This window comes from Methanothrix sp. (assembly GCF_016706325.1).
Classification (GTDB): domain Archaea; phylum Halobacteriota; class Methanosarcinia; order Methanotrichales; family Methanotrichaceae; genus Methanothrix.
In genome coordinates this window covers 148418-163265 of sequence record NZ_JADJJX010000002.1, presented here as the reverse complement: position 1 = coordinate 163265, position 14848 = coordinate 148418, and the positions used below count along the sequence as shown (strand labels likewise).

The window sequence follows — 14848 nt, the reverse complement described above, 5'->3', positions numbered from 1 at the left end:
AGAGGATAGAAAATAGCCAGGAATCAAGAATACAGATTTGGGTCTTCGAAGGCCCGCCCCGGCATCGGTTATTCCGCCGGTACCCATTGTTTTATTGCTCTATGCAGAGAGCTGGCCCCCACAATGGGCTCCAGGCTCAGGGGCAGGTCTGCAGGATAGATGAGAATCCCTTTGGTCTGGCTGCCGCCTAATCCTCCATGAGATCCCACCAGCTCCTCGAAGGCCGCCACCTCATCCGTCTCCTGGCTGTAGAAGCTGTTGACCAGGATATCTGGGCAGTTATCGAAGCTGTCCTCGTAGATCAACTGTCTTGGAGCCAGCCTTCCATAGCTCTCCAGAGGATCTTCTCCCTGCGCCCACCCCTCCCAGAGGTGGTAGATGCCCTTTGCCCCGATGACTAAAGGCCCCTGGGCGGCGGAACGAACCATGAGAAAGCCGATCTCAGGATATCTCAAAAGGCCTGAGATCAGATGGGGATACCGGCGGTTGATCTCCTCCAAGCTCAGGCGCTCCTTTGAGGCAGTGAAATAGATCAGCCCCAGATTTCCCGATGCCAGGACGATGGCTTTGTCAATGGGTTTATCGATAGATCTGTTGATGGTTTTTTCGATGGATTCTTCGATGGATTCTTCGATGGATTCTTCGATGGATTCTTCGATGGACTCTTCGATGGACTCTTCGATGGATTCTTCGGTGGATCTGTCGGTGCCCCTTCTCGTTCTCCTGCTCTTATCATCTCCATCTTCCTCCCCCAGATCCTTCACCTTTGGCCCCAGGACCACCCCTCCTTCCTTCATCCTTCCTCTTACCGCCCTGCCCACCAGCCGTCCGCTGCGGCTATCCTGGCGGGAGATGTCAGTTAACAGGGAATTGACCCTCAGCCAGGTCTCATCCTCTGAGGGTGGTGAGAAGGTCTCCAGCTCTACCAGCTCCTCTACCACCTCTTCCAGGGTTTTTCCAGTCCTTTGGCGAAAGGTGGCGCCATTGCTCTGGCCGTGATCGGAGAGCACAACGAATCTATATGGCCGGTCTGTAGCCTCTGCCAGCTCCTCCAGCCACCCGAACATCTTATCCAGGCCTCTTAGGACGCGCAGGGCATCCTTGCGGGCTACACCAGAGTGGTGGGCGACCTCATCATAGCCGACGAAGGTTGCATACATGACCGGGAGGGAGCGGATCATATCTCCGGCCAAAGCGAAGATGGCCAGCTCCCGCAGGACGGCTGTGGCAAGGGCACGGATGAATGGATAATATCCAAAGCGGTTGATGCGGGGCCTCTCTCTTCTGGCCCATTGAAGAGAGCCCTCGATCATCTCCTCCACCAGATGGGATACGAATATCCCCGCTGTCCTGGCCAGCATAAAGGGGTTGGCAAAGAAGAGGAAGTACTCCAGAGTAATGCCCTTCTTTCCCGCCCCGATGGTGCTGACTGTCAGCAGGCTTTCAGGCGCATCCCCTGAATACATATTCGTCCTGCTGCTACCATTGTCGGCCAGCAGTCCCCTGCTATCTGAGACCCTATCCTCGATCTCTGAGACATTGCCGGGCCGGTCGGAGGAGTAGAGCTTCTGCGAGCTTTTTTCAAACCAGCGAAATCCAGGGATGTTGAAGTTGTTGCCATGGAGTATTCCCGGCTGGGATCCGCCTGTCTGGCAGGATAGATCCGTATCCCAGCCTGCGAGTCTGTGGCTGCCGCTCTCCAGCCATCTCTTCATCGTGGGCATATAGCCTTCAAAGACAGCCTTATGCAGCATTTCTTCAGAGAGTCCGTCTATCTCCAGGAATACCACTCCCGGCACCTCGATCCTCTTTCCGCTGCCATACCTCTCCATCAACGGTCTGATCACAAAGCGCTGATAGCTATGGGAGTCATCCACGGCAAAGGCTCCGCCGACGACCATTCCCGTGGTGGAGATCACAAATGAGACCAGAATTGCCGTCCAGATGGAAGATATGGAGACATCAGGAAAGATGGATCCCGCAAGCAGCACCAGTATGCCGTTCATGCTGAACAGCATAAGGGGAAAGAGCAGGGGATGGAGGCGAATGGAGAGGCTGATCAGGGGAAAAATGAGAAAGCTGTTTGCCAGTCCGAGCACCAGGACGAAGAGCGCTGCCCCTTCCAGGCTCAGAACAGCAAGTCCAGGAAGATAGATGCTCAATACGACCAGGACGCCCGCCTGCAGTATCAGGGATATGAGAGCTATGGCCAGATCATCGATCTGGTCTCTCTTTTTTTCCTGGCGGGACCGGGCTCTGGTCATCTCTCTTATCCTTTAGTCTATCATTTAATGATGCACATCCGATGATGCACATGTTTAATAAATATTTCTCATTTCCCAATCCCGATTGCTGGGGCCAATTCAGAGTATGAATGCAAGGGTCAACCCAAGGCTTGAAATCACAGAAGAGCTAAATGATAATTGATCGCTGTTGAGAGGTCGAAGAACGAGGAAAGGAGAAGAAGAGCTGAGGATGGCATTGAGGAGGAGCTATGCCAAGCAACCCGCTCCGGATAAGAGGCCGGCTCTTCAGGAGGCCTTTCAGGCCCTCCAGGATAAAGAGCCGACTATATCGGATATCATCCATGATAGAAGTCTGCCTGACTCCCTCCTCAAGCCCATCGAGGCCCATGCAGGGAGCATGGCTGGGGCATCAGGAGAGATCAAGAGGCCGAAGGTCTCGATCAGACCAGAAATCCAAAGATGTCGATCAGATCAGAAGATATCGATCAGATCAGAAGATATCGATCAGATCAGAAGATATCGATCAGATCAGAAGATATCGATCAGATCAGAAGATATCGATCAGATCAGAAGATGTCGATCAGATCAGAAGATGTCGATCAGATCAGAAGATGTCGATCAGATCAGAAGATGTCGATCAGCAGAGCTGTCAATGCCCCCAAGCGGGCAGGCCCTCTCAAGCCCCGCCGGGCTCTTAAGCCAACAGGGAAATGATTGAATGATAAACCACCGAAGTGAGCTGGATTTACCTCCCGGGCTGGAGGGATTGGTGGACCTAGCACTGGACCTGCGCTGGACTGTGCGGCAGACAACAGACAGGGTATGGGAACTGCTGGACCCAGAGGCCTGGGAGAAGACGAAAAACCCCTATCTGATCCTGCAAAACATCTCCAAGAGCCGTTTAAAGGAGCTGGCGAGGGATGAGGTGCTGGGAAAGGAGATAAGGGAATGGCAGGAGAAAAACGCCCAGTTCCTGGCCCAGCCCGGCTGGTGCGAGAAGCACTCTGACCTGGGCCAGATCGCCTACTTCAGCATGGAGTTCGGCCTCTCTGAGGCCCTTCCCATCTACTCCGGCGGCCTGGGAATTCTGGCTGGAGATCACCTGAAGACGGCCAGCGACCTGGGCGTTCCCCTGGTGGGGGTGGGCCTTCTCTACCAGCAGGGCTACTTCCGCCAGGTTCTGGACAGGGATGGCTCTCAGATCGAGGCCTTCCCCTACAATGATCCGGACAGCCTTCCCATTGAGCCGGCCTGGAATAAGGAGGGAGGCAGGCTCAAAATCAGGATCAACCTTCCCGGAAGGCATCTTTATTTGAGGGTCTGGAGGGCTCAGGTGGGTAGAGTGAGCCTTTATCTCCTGGACTCCAACGACCCCTTAAACAGCCCCTGGGACCGGGCGATCACTGCCAGCCTTTATGCCCCCGGGCAGGAGCTGCGCCTGATCCAGGAGATAATCCTCGGGGTGGGCGGCTGGCTGGCACTGAAGAAGATGGGGATAAAGCCCGATGTCTGCCATATGAACGAGGGTCATGCGGCCTTTGTGGTCCTGGCCAGGGCCTACAGCTTTATGGAGGAGGTGGGCTGCTCATTTCCGGTCGCTCTCTGGGCCACGCGGGCGGGAAATGTCTTCACCACCCATACCCCTGTGGAGGCAGGATTCGATCGATTCGAGAGGTCCCTCTTGAGAAAGTATGCAGAGCATTATACAGATTCCAGCCGCCTATCCCACAATGCTCTGGCCTCCATGGGAGCGAGAACGGCAGGAGATGATGCTGATGATACCAGCCTCTTTAATATCGCCTTTCTCGCCCTGAGCGGGAGCTGTTTTATCAATGGAGTGAGCCGGCTTCATGGGCGGGTGAGCAAGGGGATCTTTCAGCCCCGGTATCCCAACTGGCCGGCGATTGAGGTGCCCGTCAATTATGTGACCAATGGAGTCCATATACCGACCTGGGATTCTCCCGCTGCCCAGAGCCTGTGGTCGCAGAGCTGTGATGGAGGCTGCGATCCTGACTGGATTGATTATGATGCCGGGAGGATCTCCGAGCAGAGCGATCAGGATATCTGGGGGTTTCGGGCTGTTGCCCGCAAGGATCTGGTTGAATATGCCCGCAGGCGCCATGCCCGGCAGATGGGGAGCACGGGGCCTCTCCAGAGGAGATCGAGGCGGCCAGGCACGTGCTGGACCCCAATACCTTCACCATGGGATTTGCCAGAAGGGCCACTGCCTACAAGCGCACCAATCTTCTCCTCAGGGACGAGGAGAGGCTGGTGAGGATCCTGACCAATAGGGATAGGCCAGTTCAGCTCTTGATGGCGGCCAAGGCCCATCCTGCCGATCTTGCCGGAAAGGAGATGGTCAAGCAGATGGCCCGGTTCGCCTCCCGGAGGGATGTATCGGATAGAGTGATCTTCCTGGAGGACTATGATATCGATTTAGCCCAGCACCTGCAGGCGGGGGTGGATTTATGGATCAACACCCCGCTGCGGCCCAATGAAGCCTGTGGGACGAGCGGCATGAAGGTGCTGGCCAATGGCGGCCTGAATATATCCACCCTTGATGGATGGTGGGATGAGGCCTACAGCCCTGAGGTCGGTTGGCTGATTGGGGACGGGAGAGAGAGCGAGAGTGAGAGTGAGCCGGGGGCAGGATACAGCGCAGAGAGGGATGATGAGGATGCCCGGAACCTATACCGCCTGCTGGAGGAGGTGGTGATACCTCTCTTCTACCAGCGGAACGACCAGGGGATCCCATCTTCCTGGGTGGCGAAGATCAAGGCCAGCATGGCTGAGCTCACACCACGCTACAGCAGCATGAGAATGATGAAAGAGTATGTGGAGAAGATCTACCATCCAGCTCAGGAGGCCTACAGGCGAAGGGCTGCAGATGGAGCAAAGCTCGCCCAGCAGCTTGTGAGCTGGCAGGAGAGGATCTCCCAGAGCTGGAGCGGCATTCATTTTGGCCGCTTGAAGGTAAGCCGTGAGGAGGCGAGGTGGCACTTCCAGGTGGAGGTCTACCTGGGTGATGTCAGCCCGGAGGATGTCCAGGTGGAGCTTTATGCCGATGCCCTGCCCCGCTCGGGCCGGGAAGAGGAGCACAGCTCGGCGAGAATCTTAATGGAGCAAGGGGAGCTGCTCGCAGGCTCGGTAAATGGGTTCATCTACTCCGCCGATGTGCCGGGAGAGAGAAAGGCAGAGGACTATACCCCTCGCATTGTGCCCTATCACCCGGATGCTTTTATCCCCCAGGAGGATGCACATATCCTCTGGATGCGTTAGATCTACGGGCATAGAGGGATGTGGCAGACTGATGAACCATGTTTTTTTTTCGAGGCCCGGAGGGCGGAGGAGCTTATCCTGACCAACATTCTCCCCCTCACCGAATCCCATTGCCGCTAGATCATACTGGAGTTATACATCGCCCCATCCTGGGAATAGGCGCTGTCGCTCCTTGAGACCTGACAGAGCCGCTCCACCCCGCCGATTTCCCGGATGAACTCCGCCACTGAATGAGGCACCAGCCTCTCCCAATCCCCTCCCTCCCGCATGAGAGCGCGAATGGCCGATCCTGAGTACACATCTCTCTGATACAGGGGGGGCTTTTTCACCTCAACCCCGGCCTCAACGAAGAGCCGGATGACCAGGGGATTGTTGGAGTAGACCAGGTCGAAGCAGGGCACCATGGACTGAAGGTGAGAGACCCATAACGAATTGCGGTTGATATCCTGCAGTGTGGTGACGATACATTTCTTGCGCAGCTCTCCCTTCCCCAGAGCGGCATAGATCATCTCCATCCTCTCCCCGCTGGTGAAGGGATCCTCAGGATCATGGCTCTCCTGGGCGCTTCCGATCACTATCACAATCTCATCAACCTCCCGGGAGATCTCCTCTAAGACAGCCTGATGGCCGAGATGATAGGGCTGAAAGCGCCCGATGTACAGTCCGCGCATAAGTGAAATTCCGTTGAGAGTATTAGCCCATTGAGCCTATAGCTATTGAGCCTATTAGCCAATTGAGCTTATTGCTATTGAGCCTATTAGCCAATTGAGCTTATTGCTATTGAGCTCATCTGCCTATGACCTGCTTTCCTATTAGCTTTATGGCGCTCTCCTTATTGGGGCCTATGGGCGAGCCGACCACAATCTGGGTGACTCCCGTCTTCAGCAGCTCATCCACCCGCGCCCTGCAGTCCGCCGGCGATCCGGATATGGAGAAGGCCTCAGTCATCCCCGGAGTCACAGCATCCATGGCCGCCTTGAAGTCGAAGCGGGAGATGGCATCTGATATAGCCCGCGCCTCGTCCATGCCAATTCCATGCCTCTCCAGTACATTCTCCGGCGAGCCGGCGACGATGAAGGCTACGACGATCTTGGAGGCGCCCACTGCTCTGGCCTGATCCTTGTCTGCGCTGAAGCTGGCATAAGCACATACCTGGACATCCTCCGGGCTCCGGCCAGCCCTCTCTGCCCCCTGGCGGATCATGGGCAGGGCGAACTTGAAGTCATCGGGATGAGAGGCATTGATCAGGACCCCATCGCTGATCGCCCCTGCCAGCTCCAGCATCTTTGGCCCCTGAGCACCGATATAGATCGGTATCTTGGGGGTGGTAAAGGAGATCTGTGCCCCCCTGAACCCCGCCTGGTTGACCTGCTCCCTGGCCAGAAAGGCCCTGATCGCCAGCACTGAGTCCCTCACCCTCGATAGGGGCTTGTCCCATTCTATCCCCATCTTATCGAATGTGGCCTTGTCCCCCGGGCCTATGCCCAGGATAGCCCGCCCGCCGGAGAGCTCATTTATGGAGGCGATGCTGGAGGCGGTGATGGCAGCATTCCTGGTGTAGGGGTTAGTGACGCCGGTTCCCAATTGAATCCTGTTGGTCAATAAAGAGAGCACGGCAAGGGTAGTCCAGACATCTCTATTATTGTAGTGATCTGTGATCCAGATATTTTTAAATCCGGCATCTTCTGCCAGTTTCGCCATATGGCCGATCTTCAGTACCGGTTCATCAGGGACGAACTCAATTCCGAACACTTAAATCTCCTCCAGCTCGATGCGATCGCCGACCTTCAGGCGAAACGCCTCTGAGGCATTCCCCTGGTTGATCGCAATTTCTGCAAAGCCATGACTCCCCAGGGTTATAAGCGGTTCGATCCTCCGTCCCTCGGCATAGGTCCTCACCCTCTTCAGCCTGATACCCATCAGCATCACATCCCCGCCGGGAAGCTTCTGCAGGTTTAAGATGAGGTTGCCGAAGCGGTCGATATAGATCACTGCAGCCTCAAGGCCGCGGGCAGTCCTCTTCGCCTCGCCAAAATCCAGATCCTTCGGTCTCACCCTGGGGCCGAGGCTCTCCGGCTGTTGCCCGGAGGCGATGAGGGCGGCGGCAGGGGCGAAGACGTCCCGCCCGTGAAAGGTGCAGGAAGCCTCCGGATGAGGGGTGATCTCATAGGCTGCCGGCCTTCCCAGGGAGCGGGCAGCGGGCAGGAGCAGGCCGTTATCAGGCCCTATGAATATCTGCCCTCCACTCTCCAACACCAGCCCCCGCCTGGCCGTCCCCACCCCGGGGTCGACCACTGCAATGTGAATGCTGCCCGGAGGAAAGAACCTGGCTGTGGAGAGGAGGGCAAAAGCCCCTGCCCTCACATTCTGGGCAGGGATGTCGTGGGCGATATCCACGAAGGTGATCTTGCTGGCCTCGTCTCCTGATCCGCCCTGCAGCCGGGATAAAATCACCCCCTTCATCTGGGCAGGATAAAAGGAGCCAAAGTCGGAAAGAAGGGTTATGATCAAGGTCTACCGCCCGGTGATTATGCATCAAGCGAGGCTTTCGACTCGACTGGCTTTATCACTTCTACTATGTTGATGCCCCTTCTCTTTAGCTCCTGTAGGAGGTCGCCATAGAGCTCACCATAAAGCTCGCCGCAGAAGGCCTCCTCCGGTGCCACAATGCCCTTCTCCCCGATCCTTCCCTGGGCCAGAAACCTCGCTGCAATGGCAGCAGCGGAGCCTGTCACCCTGGCCATGGCAGTTATCCCGTTCTTGCTGTCTGCTTCCGCCCACATGAAGCAGTCCGCCTGTTCTTCACTGCCCTGGGCGCTGTTCCACATCACACAGACATCCTCATCGCCGGGCAGTGGCTTGAGCCTCGGCTCTATGAGCCTTAAGAAAAAATCCCGCGGCGAGATGTCCTGGCCGGCATAGCTTATGGGGGCTATATCCAAAAGGCCGCACTCTTTCAGGGTATCGATGGCCTGCCAGTGGCCCGGCCAGCGAATGGTCTTCTCACAGAAGCTCTCCAGATGGCTGTGGGTGTACAGGAAGCTGGGCATCCCCGGGGTGATGGCACACTCCAGCTCCTCATCGATGCCGCATTCCTTGAACCGGAAGCTCTCCCGGCCTGAGGTCGCCTCCACCTCTGAGACCCGGCCATCCTCCAGCACCCTGACCCCAACCATATACTCGCGCAGGACATGATCGAATGACCAGGTGATCATATACTGCAGAGGGTGGCGAGCGGCCGCCTCCCGGCTGGGAATCCCTCCCACCCGCGCCACTGCTCTCTTTGCCCCCACCCTTCTGATGCCCTCGCCCAGGGTGACATTGGAGAGGCCAGGGGCAAAGCCCATGCCATCCAGGAGGGTGACACCGCATTCAATAGCCTTCTTATGCAGTGACTCTCCATACTCGTCCAGGCTCATGCCCGCTGGTGCCGCCATACCCTCCTTCTCATAGGGGTCGGGCCGGCGGTGATACTCCTCCAGTATGTCCACAGCGTCCAGGCCGGCTCCTATTGCCGTCTCCACTGCCTTATAGCTGCTCTTTCTCTCCGGAAGGGCGATGATTCCTATATCATATTTCTGCATCAGCCTCCTGGATTCTCTGGAGTCAGAGATATCGATAGAGTGAGCTACAACCCTCTCGCCCCCTATCCACTCAAGGGCCTTTTGCAGTGAACTGCGGCTTCTACCTACGATTCCTACCTCATCGACACCGCCATATCTGGCCAGATCCCAGGCCACCGCAGAGCCGATCCTCCCCGTCCCTCCCAGGACGAGCGCCTTCAAATCCTCTCCTCCCTGTGAAATATCAGATCAACCATCTCATCGATATGTCTCATTGATCATCTCATAGATGCGCTCATTGATCATCTCATAGATGCGTCTCATTGATCATCTCATCGATATGTCTTTATTGACCGCCCCGTTGATCGTCTCCCAGTGAGGTCATCCTTCTAAAAGCAAGATATCTGCCTTGCGGGAGACCTTGAGCTCATCCTCACCCTGGTAGCTGGTAATTGTTCCTGTGACCCTTACCCTCCCACCTGTCCGAAGCCGGGCAGATAGCTCCTTTGCCCCGGCGCTGGCAGGAATGAATACCGGCATTGCCGTCGAGTCCAGCTTCAGGATCAGATTGCCACCAGTCCTGGTATTCTCCGCCCTGATGATCCGCCCTTCCAGGGTGATCAGAGAAGATCGGGAGCCATCCTGGGAGGCTGACCCTCCAGGGATGTTGCCCTCTTCCGGACTGAAGGCCCAGAAGGCAGCGGCCAGAGAGCCGAGTGCCATGAATAGCAGTATCACCACTATCTTCTCCTCTTTTTGCATTCTCATAGCCATCATCATCCGGTATAGCCAGGGCTAACAGAATCTCCAGATAATTATGCTAAAAATAAATTTATATTATCAGGAACTTGGATATAACAGATCTACTCCTTGTTCTCCGGCTTGGTCCCGAAACGCTCCTGCCATCCCTTCTCCAGATGCTCTAGACAGATATCGCATACTCCCTTATAAGCCCCCTCAGGATAGGTCAGGTTGTGCACAGGGGCCTTTATGGGATAGAGTGTTGGTCGAGCGCGGGTGCATAGATCACAGTCAGCCATATCAGATTCATCTCCTACGTACGGATGTAGGATGTTCTCATTGTTGAACTTTTCTATTGCGATCGAAGCTCCACTGGAGGAGAATGCCCTCATCCATCCTCTGAGCAGACAGGAGGCTGATCCTGGGAAAAGAGCTGCGAAATCCAGAGCCATCCACCAGGCTGGGTGCCCTCTCCCCCCCGATGATCAAGCCTCCAATAAAAACGTAGATCTCATCGACCAGGCCTAGCTCTATAAGTGACCAGTTGAGTCGAGCCCCCCCCTCCACCATAAGACGGTTAATACCCCGATCATACAGCACTCCCATGAGCTCTGAGAGGTCCACCATCTCAGCGCCGCACTCGATCATCTCACAGCGAGATCTAAGCCCCACTCTCCTCTCCTCAGGGGCAGAACGAGAGATGGCGATCACGCACCTCGCTCCGAGGACCTTTGCATTGGCCGGGGTGCGGGCATTGCTGTCCGCCACAATTCGCAGTGGCTCCTCATCCAGCCCCATATCCTTTCTCCTCTCCTGCAGGAGCCTGGACTTGATCCTCAACCCGGGATCGTCCGCCAGGACTGTCCCCACTCCCACCATGATGGCATCGCTTGAAGCCCGCAGCTCGTCCACCCTCGTCAGGTCATCTCTTCCTGAGATCCTTATCTGTTTGTGATCTATCGAGCTGATCTTTCCATCAGCGCTCATGGCGCTATTTATGAATACAAAGGGCCGCCTCAAATGATCTCCGCCGTTATACTATCCACCGTTATACTATCTACCGTTATACTCTCCTCATCCTTATTCCGATCTAACCATTCGCTCACTAGAGGCTATCAAGAGAAGCTAAATAGATTGCCTCTTCATATACCCATAGCCATGTCAAGGGTCATAATACCCAGATCACCCAGGTCCGCCGGAGGCAGGCCAGGTGGAGATGGGCCGGGCAGAGATATGTCTGGTGAGGTCAGGCCTGGCGGAGATAAGCCCGATGGAGATATGCCTGATGGAGCCTGGCCCGGACGGGATGAGCTCCTTCTCCAGGGGACCATAATCTATGGCGATGATCTCCAGCTCCTGGAGGGCTACATCAGCATCCGGGACGGAATGATTAAAGAGGTGGACACCGGGCGGGTAGACGCCGATTTTGAGGGGATAATCTGTCCCCGTTTCGTCAACTCCCACCTTCATCTGGGCGACTCGGCCTTCAAGGATCCTCCCTTCCAGCCCCTTCCGCAGCTCGTCGGTCCAGGAGGGCTGAAGATGCATCTGCTGGGCAGCACGCCACGCGAGCATCTCATCGAGGGCATGAGAAGAAGCCTGCTCCAGATGATGGCCTCGGGCACCTGTGCCTTTGCCGACTTCCGCGAGGGGGGAGAGGAGGGGATCAGGATGCTCGAGGAGGCAGCAAGGGACATACCCCTTCTGATGCGCATCTTTGGCCGGCCCCTGCCGGGAGATACAGTGACCCCAGAGGGCTGCTATGGCCTGGGGATGAGCAGCACCAGGGATCATGATACTGGAGCAGTCCAGAGGATGGTCGGAGAGGCCCGGCGGGCGGGAAAGAAAGTGGCTATCCATGCAGGCGAGGCATCAAGAGACGATATACAAGATGCTCTCTCCCTGCTGCCTGATCATCTGGTGCATATGAGCAGAGCAGAGGAGTCTGATCTAAGATCTGTGGCCCGGGCAGGCATCCCCCTGGTGATCTGCCCCCGATCCAACCTCATCACCGGATCTGGCGTTCCCAATGTAAAAAAGATGATGGAGCTGGGGATAGTTCTGGGGGTTGGGACGGACAATGTGATGCTCAACTCTCCGAATATGTTCGCGGAGATGCATCTGATAAGCAGGGCTTTGCTACATGATGACAGACAGGTATTTAAGATGTGCACTCTAAATGGCGCTAAAATAATGGGACTTGATCAGAAGCTCGGGTCCATCCAGGAGGGAAAAGAGGCTAAGGTGATGGTAATCAACGAAGACTCGGACAACCTCTGGGGATCGCTCCATCCTCTTCATAGCATTGTGCGAAGAGCCGAGCCGACTGATATATTAGCAATATTCTAGACTTAGTTCTGAGGTGGATCATGTTCGAGAAGATTCTAGCGGCAACCGATGGATCGGAGCATGGATTAAGAGCGGCAAAAGTTGCAGTGGAGCTGGCCAAGCTCTCTGGTGGAAGGGTCTACGCCATCTATGTAGCAGATACACAGAGAACGGCTCACCTTCCCGATGATATGCTGCTGTTCAGCATCAAAGAGCTCCTGCTAAAAGAGGGAAAAGAGGCAATAGATCAGGTGCAAGAGATTGCGGAGAAGAAGGGGGTGGACTTCAAGGGTGAGGTGGTAGAGGGCAATCCCAGCGATGAGATCATACGTTATGCCAAGAAGGGTGATATGAATATGATCGTCGTCGGTGCCGTGGGCCGCACAGGCCTGGATAAGTTCCTCCTGGGGAGCGTGGCTGAGAAGGTGGTACGCAACTCCAAGATCCCCGTCCTGACCGTTCCAAGGGAGGAGTCTTGAGCATTCTCGTCAGGGATGTGATGGTCCGGGATGTGGCCTATGCCCAGATCCCTGGAAACAGGGATGACGTCCTGAAGACCCTGCAGGATAGGAAGGTATCAGGCCTGCCGGTGGTGAAGAAGGGCGAGGTGGTGGGAATCATCACCCGCTCCGATCTGCTCCGCAACCGGGAGGAGGATCAGACTGCTCTGCTCATGACCCGCGATCCAGTGGTGATCAGCCCGGATAAGAGCGCTGTTCAGGCCGCAAGGCTTCTGGTACAGCACAAGATAAGAAGGCTGCCGGTGGTGGAGGACAAAAAGCTGGTGGGAATGGTCACTGTAGCGGACATCATCCAGGTGGCTGTGGATATGGAGATAACAGAGAGCATAGAGCCCTACCTGCAGAAGGAGACAGTCGTCCTCTGGAGTGAGATGCCCCTTCCAGTGGCAGGATCGATTATGGAGTTTGCCGCCGTCGAGGCCTGTCCGGTTATTGATACCGATCTGAAGCTGGTGGGCATCATCTCTGACCGGGACCTGATCAAGGCCAGTGTAATCGAGGAGTCTGTGGAGAAGACGGATATGTCCGCAGATGGGGGAGAGGACGTCTGGATGTGGGACCGGGTGATGCAGATCATCAATAAGTATTACACCGTCTCCAGAATAAAACTGCGCGATATCCCGGTCAGCGAGGCAATGGTTCCTCCAAAGACGGCCTTCAAGACGGATAAGGTGAGCGACTGCGCTGCTGTGATGCGCAAGAACCGGATCGATCAGATGCCTGTGGTCAGGGCCAGCCGCAAGCTGATGGGAATGCTCAAGGACACCGATATCCTGCTGGCTTTAGTGGACTATTGCGAAAGATCGGGAGCCTGATGCCTTGATCAAGTTCTTCAGCACCAATGGCCACCAGGAAAGGGTGGACTTCAAAGGGGCCCTTCTGGCCGGCCAGGCCCCGGATAAGGGGCTATACATGCCAGAGAGCCTCCCCATCCTCTCCCAGGAGATCATCCAGGGCTTCCCCCAGATGAGCTATCATCAGATCGCCTACCAGGTCATCAAACCCTATATCGGAGAGCTGGTTGCTGAGCAGGCCCTTCTGGATATGCTAAAAGATGCCTACAGCTTTGATGTCCCCCTGGAGAGGGTCTATGACGGCAAGTATCTTCTCCGGCTGGATCGTGGCCCTACCTGCTCATTCAAGGACTTTGCCGCCCGCCTGATGGCAAGGCTGATGCAGTACTTCCTCAAAGAGGAGGGCAAGAGCATAATCATCTTGACTGCCACCTCCGGAGATACTGGCTCTGCAGTAGCACATGCATTCTACGGTCTGGAGAATATCAGGGTGATAGTGCTCTTCCCGGAAAAAGAGGTCACAGAGAGGCAGCGCCGGCAGATGACAACTTTGGGCAAGAACATCTATCCCCTGGCAGTGGCTGGAAAGTTCGATGACTGTCAGGCCCAGGTCAAGCAGGCATTTGCCGATCCTGATCTGGCCGGGCTGGCGCTCTCCTCTGCCAACTCCATAAATATTGGCCGGCTCCTGCCCCAGGCGGTTTATTACTTCTATGCCCATTCCCGGGTGGCACCAGGTGGGGAGAAGGTGGTATTCTCCGTTCCCAGCGGCAACTTCGGTGACCTGATGGGCGGGCTGATCGCCTTGAAGATGGGCCTTCCCGTGAAGCAGTTCGTGGCGGCCACCAATGAGAATGATGAGTTTCCCCTCTTTATGCAGACGGGCAGATATGAGCCCATCCAGCCGAGCAAGAACTGCATCTCCAATGCCATGAACGTCGGCCATCCCAGCAACCTGGCCCGGCTGTTCGCTCTTTATGGTGGCCAGATGGATGAGAGCGGCCGGGTGATCCGGCATCCAGAACTCTCTGCCATGCGCGAGGAGATCTATGCTGTATCCATCAGCGATGAAGAGACCCGACAGACAATAAAAGATGCCTACACCCAGCATATGGTCCTCCTGGAGCCTCACGGGGCGGTGGGATGGGCCGGTCTTCAGAGATATCTGAGAGAGTTCGGGGACTGGAGTCCGGCGGTCTCCCTGGAGACAGCAGATCCTGCCAAGTTCCCGGATGAGATCGTGCGCCTCACAGGGATCAATCCCCCGCTGCCTCCCGCTATGGCCAGCCTGGATGAGAAGGAAGAGAACTACCTGAGGATGGCCGGGGGTTATGCCTCTCTCAAAGAATATTTAATGGAATTTTTCTGATCGAGCG

13 protein-coding genes and 1 pseudogene are annotated in these 14848 nt (G+C 56.0%); 6 read left to right on the top strand and 8 right to left on the bottom strand.

Going from position 1 to position 14848, the window contains the following annotated elements:
- Positions 1-68: 68 nt before the first annotated feature.
- Positions 69-2264, bottom strand: coding sequence for a phage holin family protein (locus IPI63_RS10360; protein WP_292478333.1), 2196 nt, complete (start codon positions 2262-2264; stop codon positions 69-71).
- Positions 2265-2433: 169 nt separating this feature from the next.
- On the opposite strand from IPI63_RS10360, the gene IPI63_RS10355 reads away from it, so the two are divergent.
- Positions 2434-2964 (top strand): hypothetical protein, encoded by a 531-nt coding sequence (locus IPI63_RS10355; RefSeq protein ID WP_292478332.1) that lies wholly within the window; start codon positions 2434-2436, stop codon positions 2962-2964.
- Positions 2965-5525 (top strand): annotated as a pseudogene (glgP, locus tag IPI63_RS10350) (alpha-glucan family phosphorylase).
- 116 nt (positions 5526-5641) lie between these two features.
- On the opposite strand, the gene IPI63_RS10345 reads toward glgP, so the two are convergent.
- From IPI63_RS10345 to IPI63_RS10315, 7 genes are all read right to left on the bottom strand, one after another.
- The gene (locus tag IPI63_RS10345; protein ID WP_292478331.1) at positions 5642-6196 is read right to left on the bottom strand and encodes a nicotinamide-nucleotide adenylyltransferase; all 555 of its coding nucleotides are present in this window, start codon (positions 6194-6196) and stop codon (positions 5642-5644) included.
- 115 nt (positions 6197-6311) lie between these two features.
- The gene (mer, locus tag IPI63_RS10340) at positions 6312-7226 is read right to left on the bottom strand and encodes a 5,10-methylenetetrahydromethanopterin reductase (protein WP_394357589.1); all 915 of its coding nucleotides are present in this window, start codon (positions 7224-7226) and stop codon (positions 6312-6314) included.
- A 51-nt stretch (positions 7227-7277) separates the two neighbouring features.
- Positions 7278-8036, bottom strand: a complete 759-nt coding sequence (locus IPI63_RS10335) for an S-adenosyl-l-methionine hydroxide adenosyltransferase family protein (RefSeq protein WP_214065073.1) — start codon at positions 8034-8036, stop codon at positions 7278-7280.
- A 17-nt stretch (positions 8037-8053) separates the two neighbouring features.
- Positions 8054-9310, bottom strand: coding sequence for a saccharopine dehydrogenase family protein (locus tag IPI63_RS10330; protein ID WP_292478330.1), 1257 nt, complete (start codon positions 9308-9310; stop codon positions 8054-8056).
- Positions 9311-9469: 159 nt separating this feature from the next.
- Positions 9470-9856: a hypothetical protein gene (locus IPI63_RS10325; protein ID WP_214065075.1), complete on the bottom strand. Its 387-nt coding sequence runs from the start codon at positions 9854-9856 to the stop codon at positions 9470-9472.
- Positions 9857-9951: 95 nt separating this feature from the next.
- Entirely contained in the window at positions 9952-10128 is a 177-nt protein-coding gene (fpoO, locus tag IPI63_RS10320) for a F420H2 dehydrogenase subunit FpoO (RefSeq protein ID WP_214065076.1), read from the bottom strand.
- 37 nt (positions 10129-10165) lie between these two features.
- Positions 10166-10849: a 2,5-diamino-6-(ribosylamino)-4(3H)-pyrimidinone 5'-phosphate reductase gene (locus tag IPI63_RS10315; protein WP_214065077.1), complete on the bottom strand. Its 684-nt coding sequence runs from the start codon at positions 10847-10849 to the stop codon at positions 10166-10168.
- A gap of 138 nt (positions 10850-10987) precedes the next feature.
- Between IPI63_RS10315 and IPI63_RS10310 the strand changes: the two genes are divergently transcribed.
- The 4 genes from IPI63_RS10310 to thrC are packed head-to-tail and all read left to right on the top strand — an operon-like array spanning position 10988 to position 14841.
- Complete coding sequence (locus IPI63_RS10310; protein WP_292478329.1) at positions 10988-12178, top strand: amidohydrolase family protein; 1191 nt, start codon at positions 10988-10990, stop codon at positions 12176-12178.
- A 20-nt stretch (positions 12179-12198) separates the two neighbouring features.
- Positions 12199-12636 (top strand): universal stress protein, encoded by a 438-nt coding sequence (locus IPI63_RS10305; protein WP_292478328.1) that lies wholly within the window; start codon positions 12199-12201, stop codon positions 12634-12636.
- Entirely contained in the window at positions 12633-13493 is an 861-nt protein-coding gene (locus IPI63_RS10300) for a CBS domain-containing protein (protein WP_292478326.1), read from the top strand. The genes IPI63_RS10305 and IPI63_RS10300 overlap by 4 nt, the downstream gene beginning before the upstream one ends.
- 4 nt (positions 13494-13497) lie before the next feature.
- On the top strand, positions 13498-14841 hold the full coding sequence (gene thrC / locus IPI63_RS10295) for a threonine synthase (protein WP_292478325.1): 1344 nt from the start codon (positions 13498-13500) through the stop codon (positions 14839-14841).
- Positions 14842-14848 lie beyond the last annotated feature (7 nt).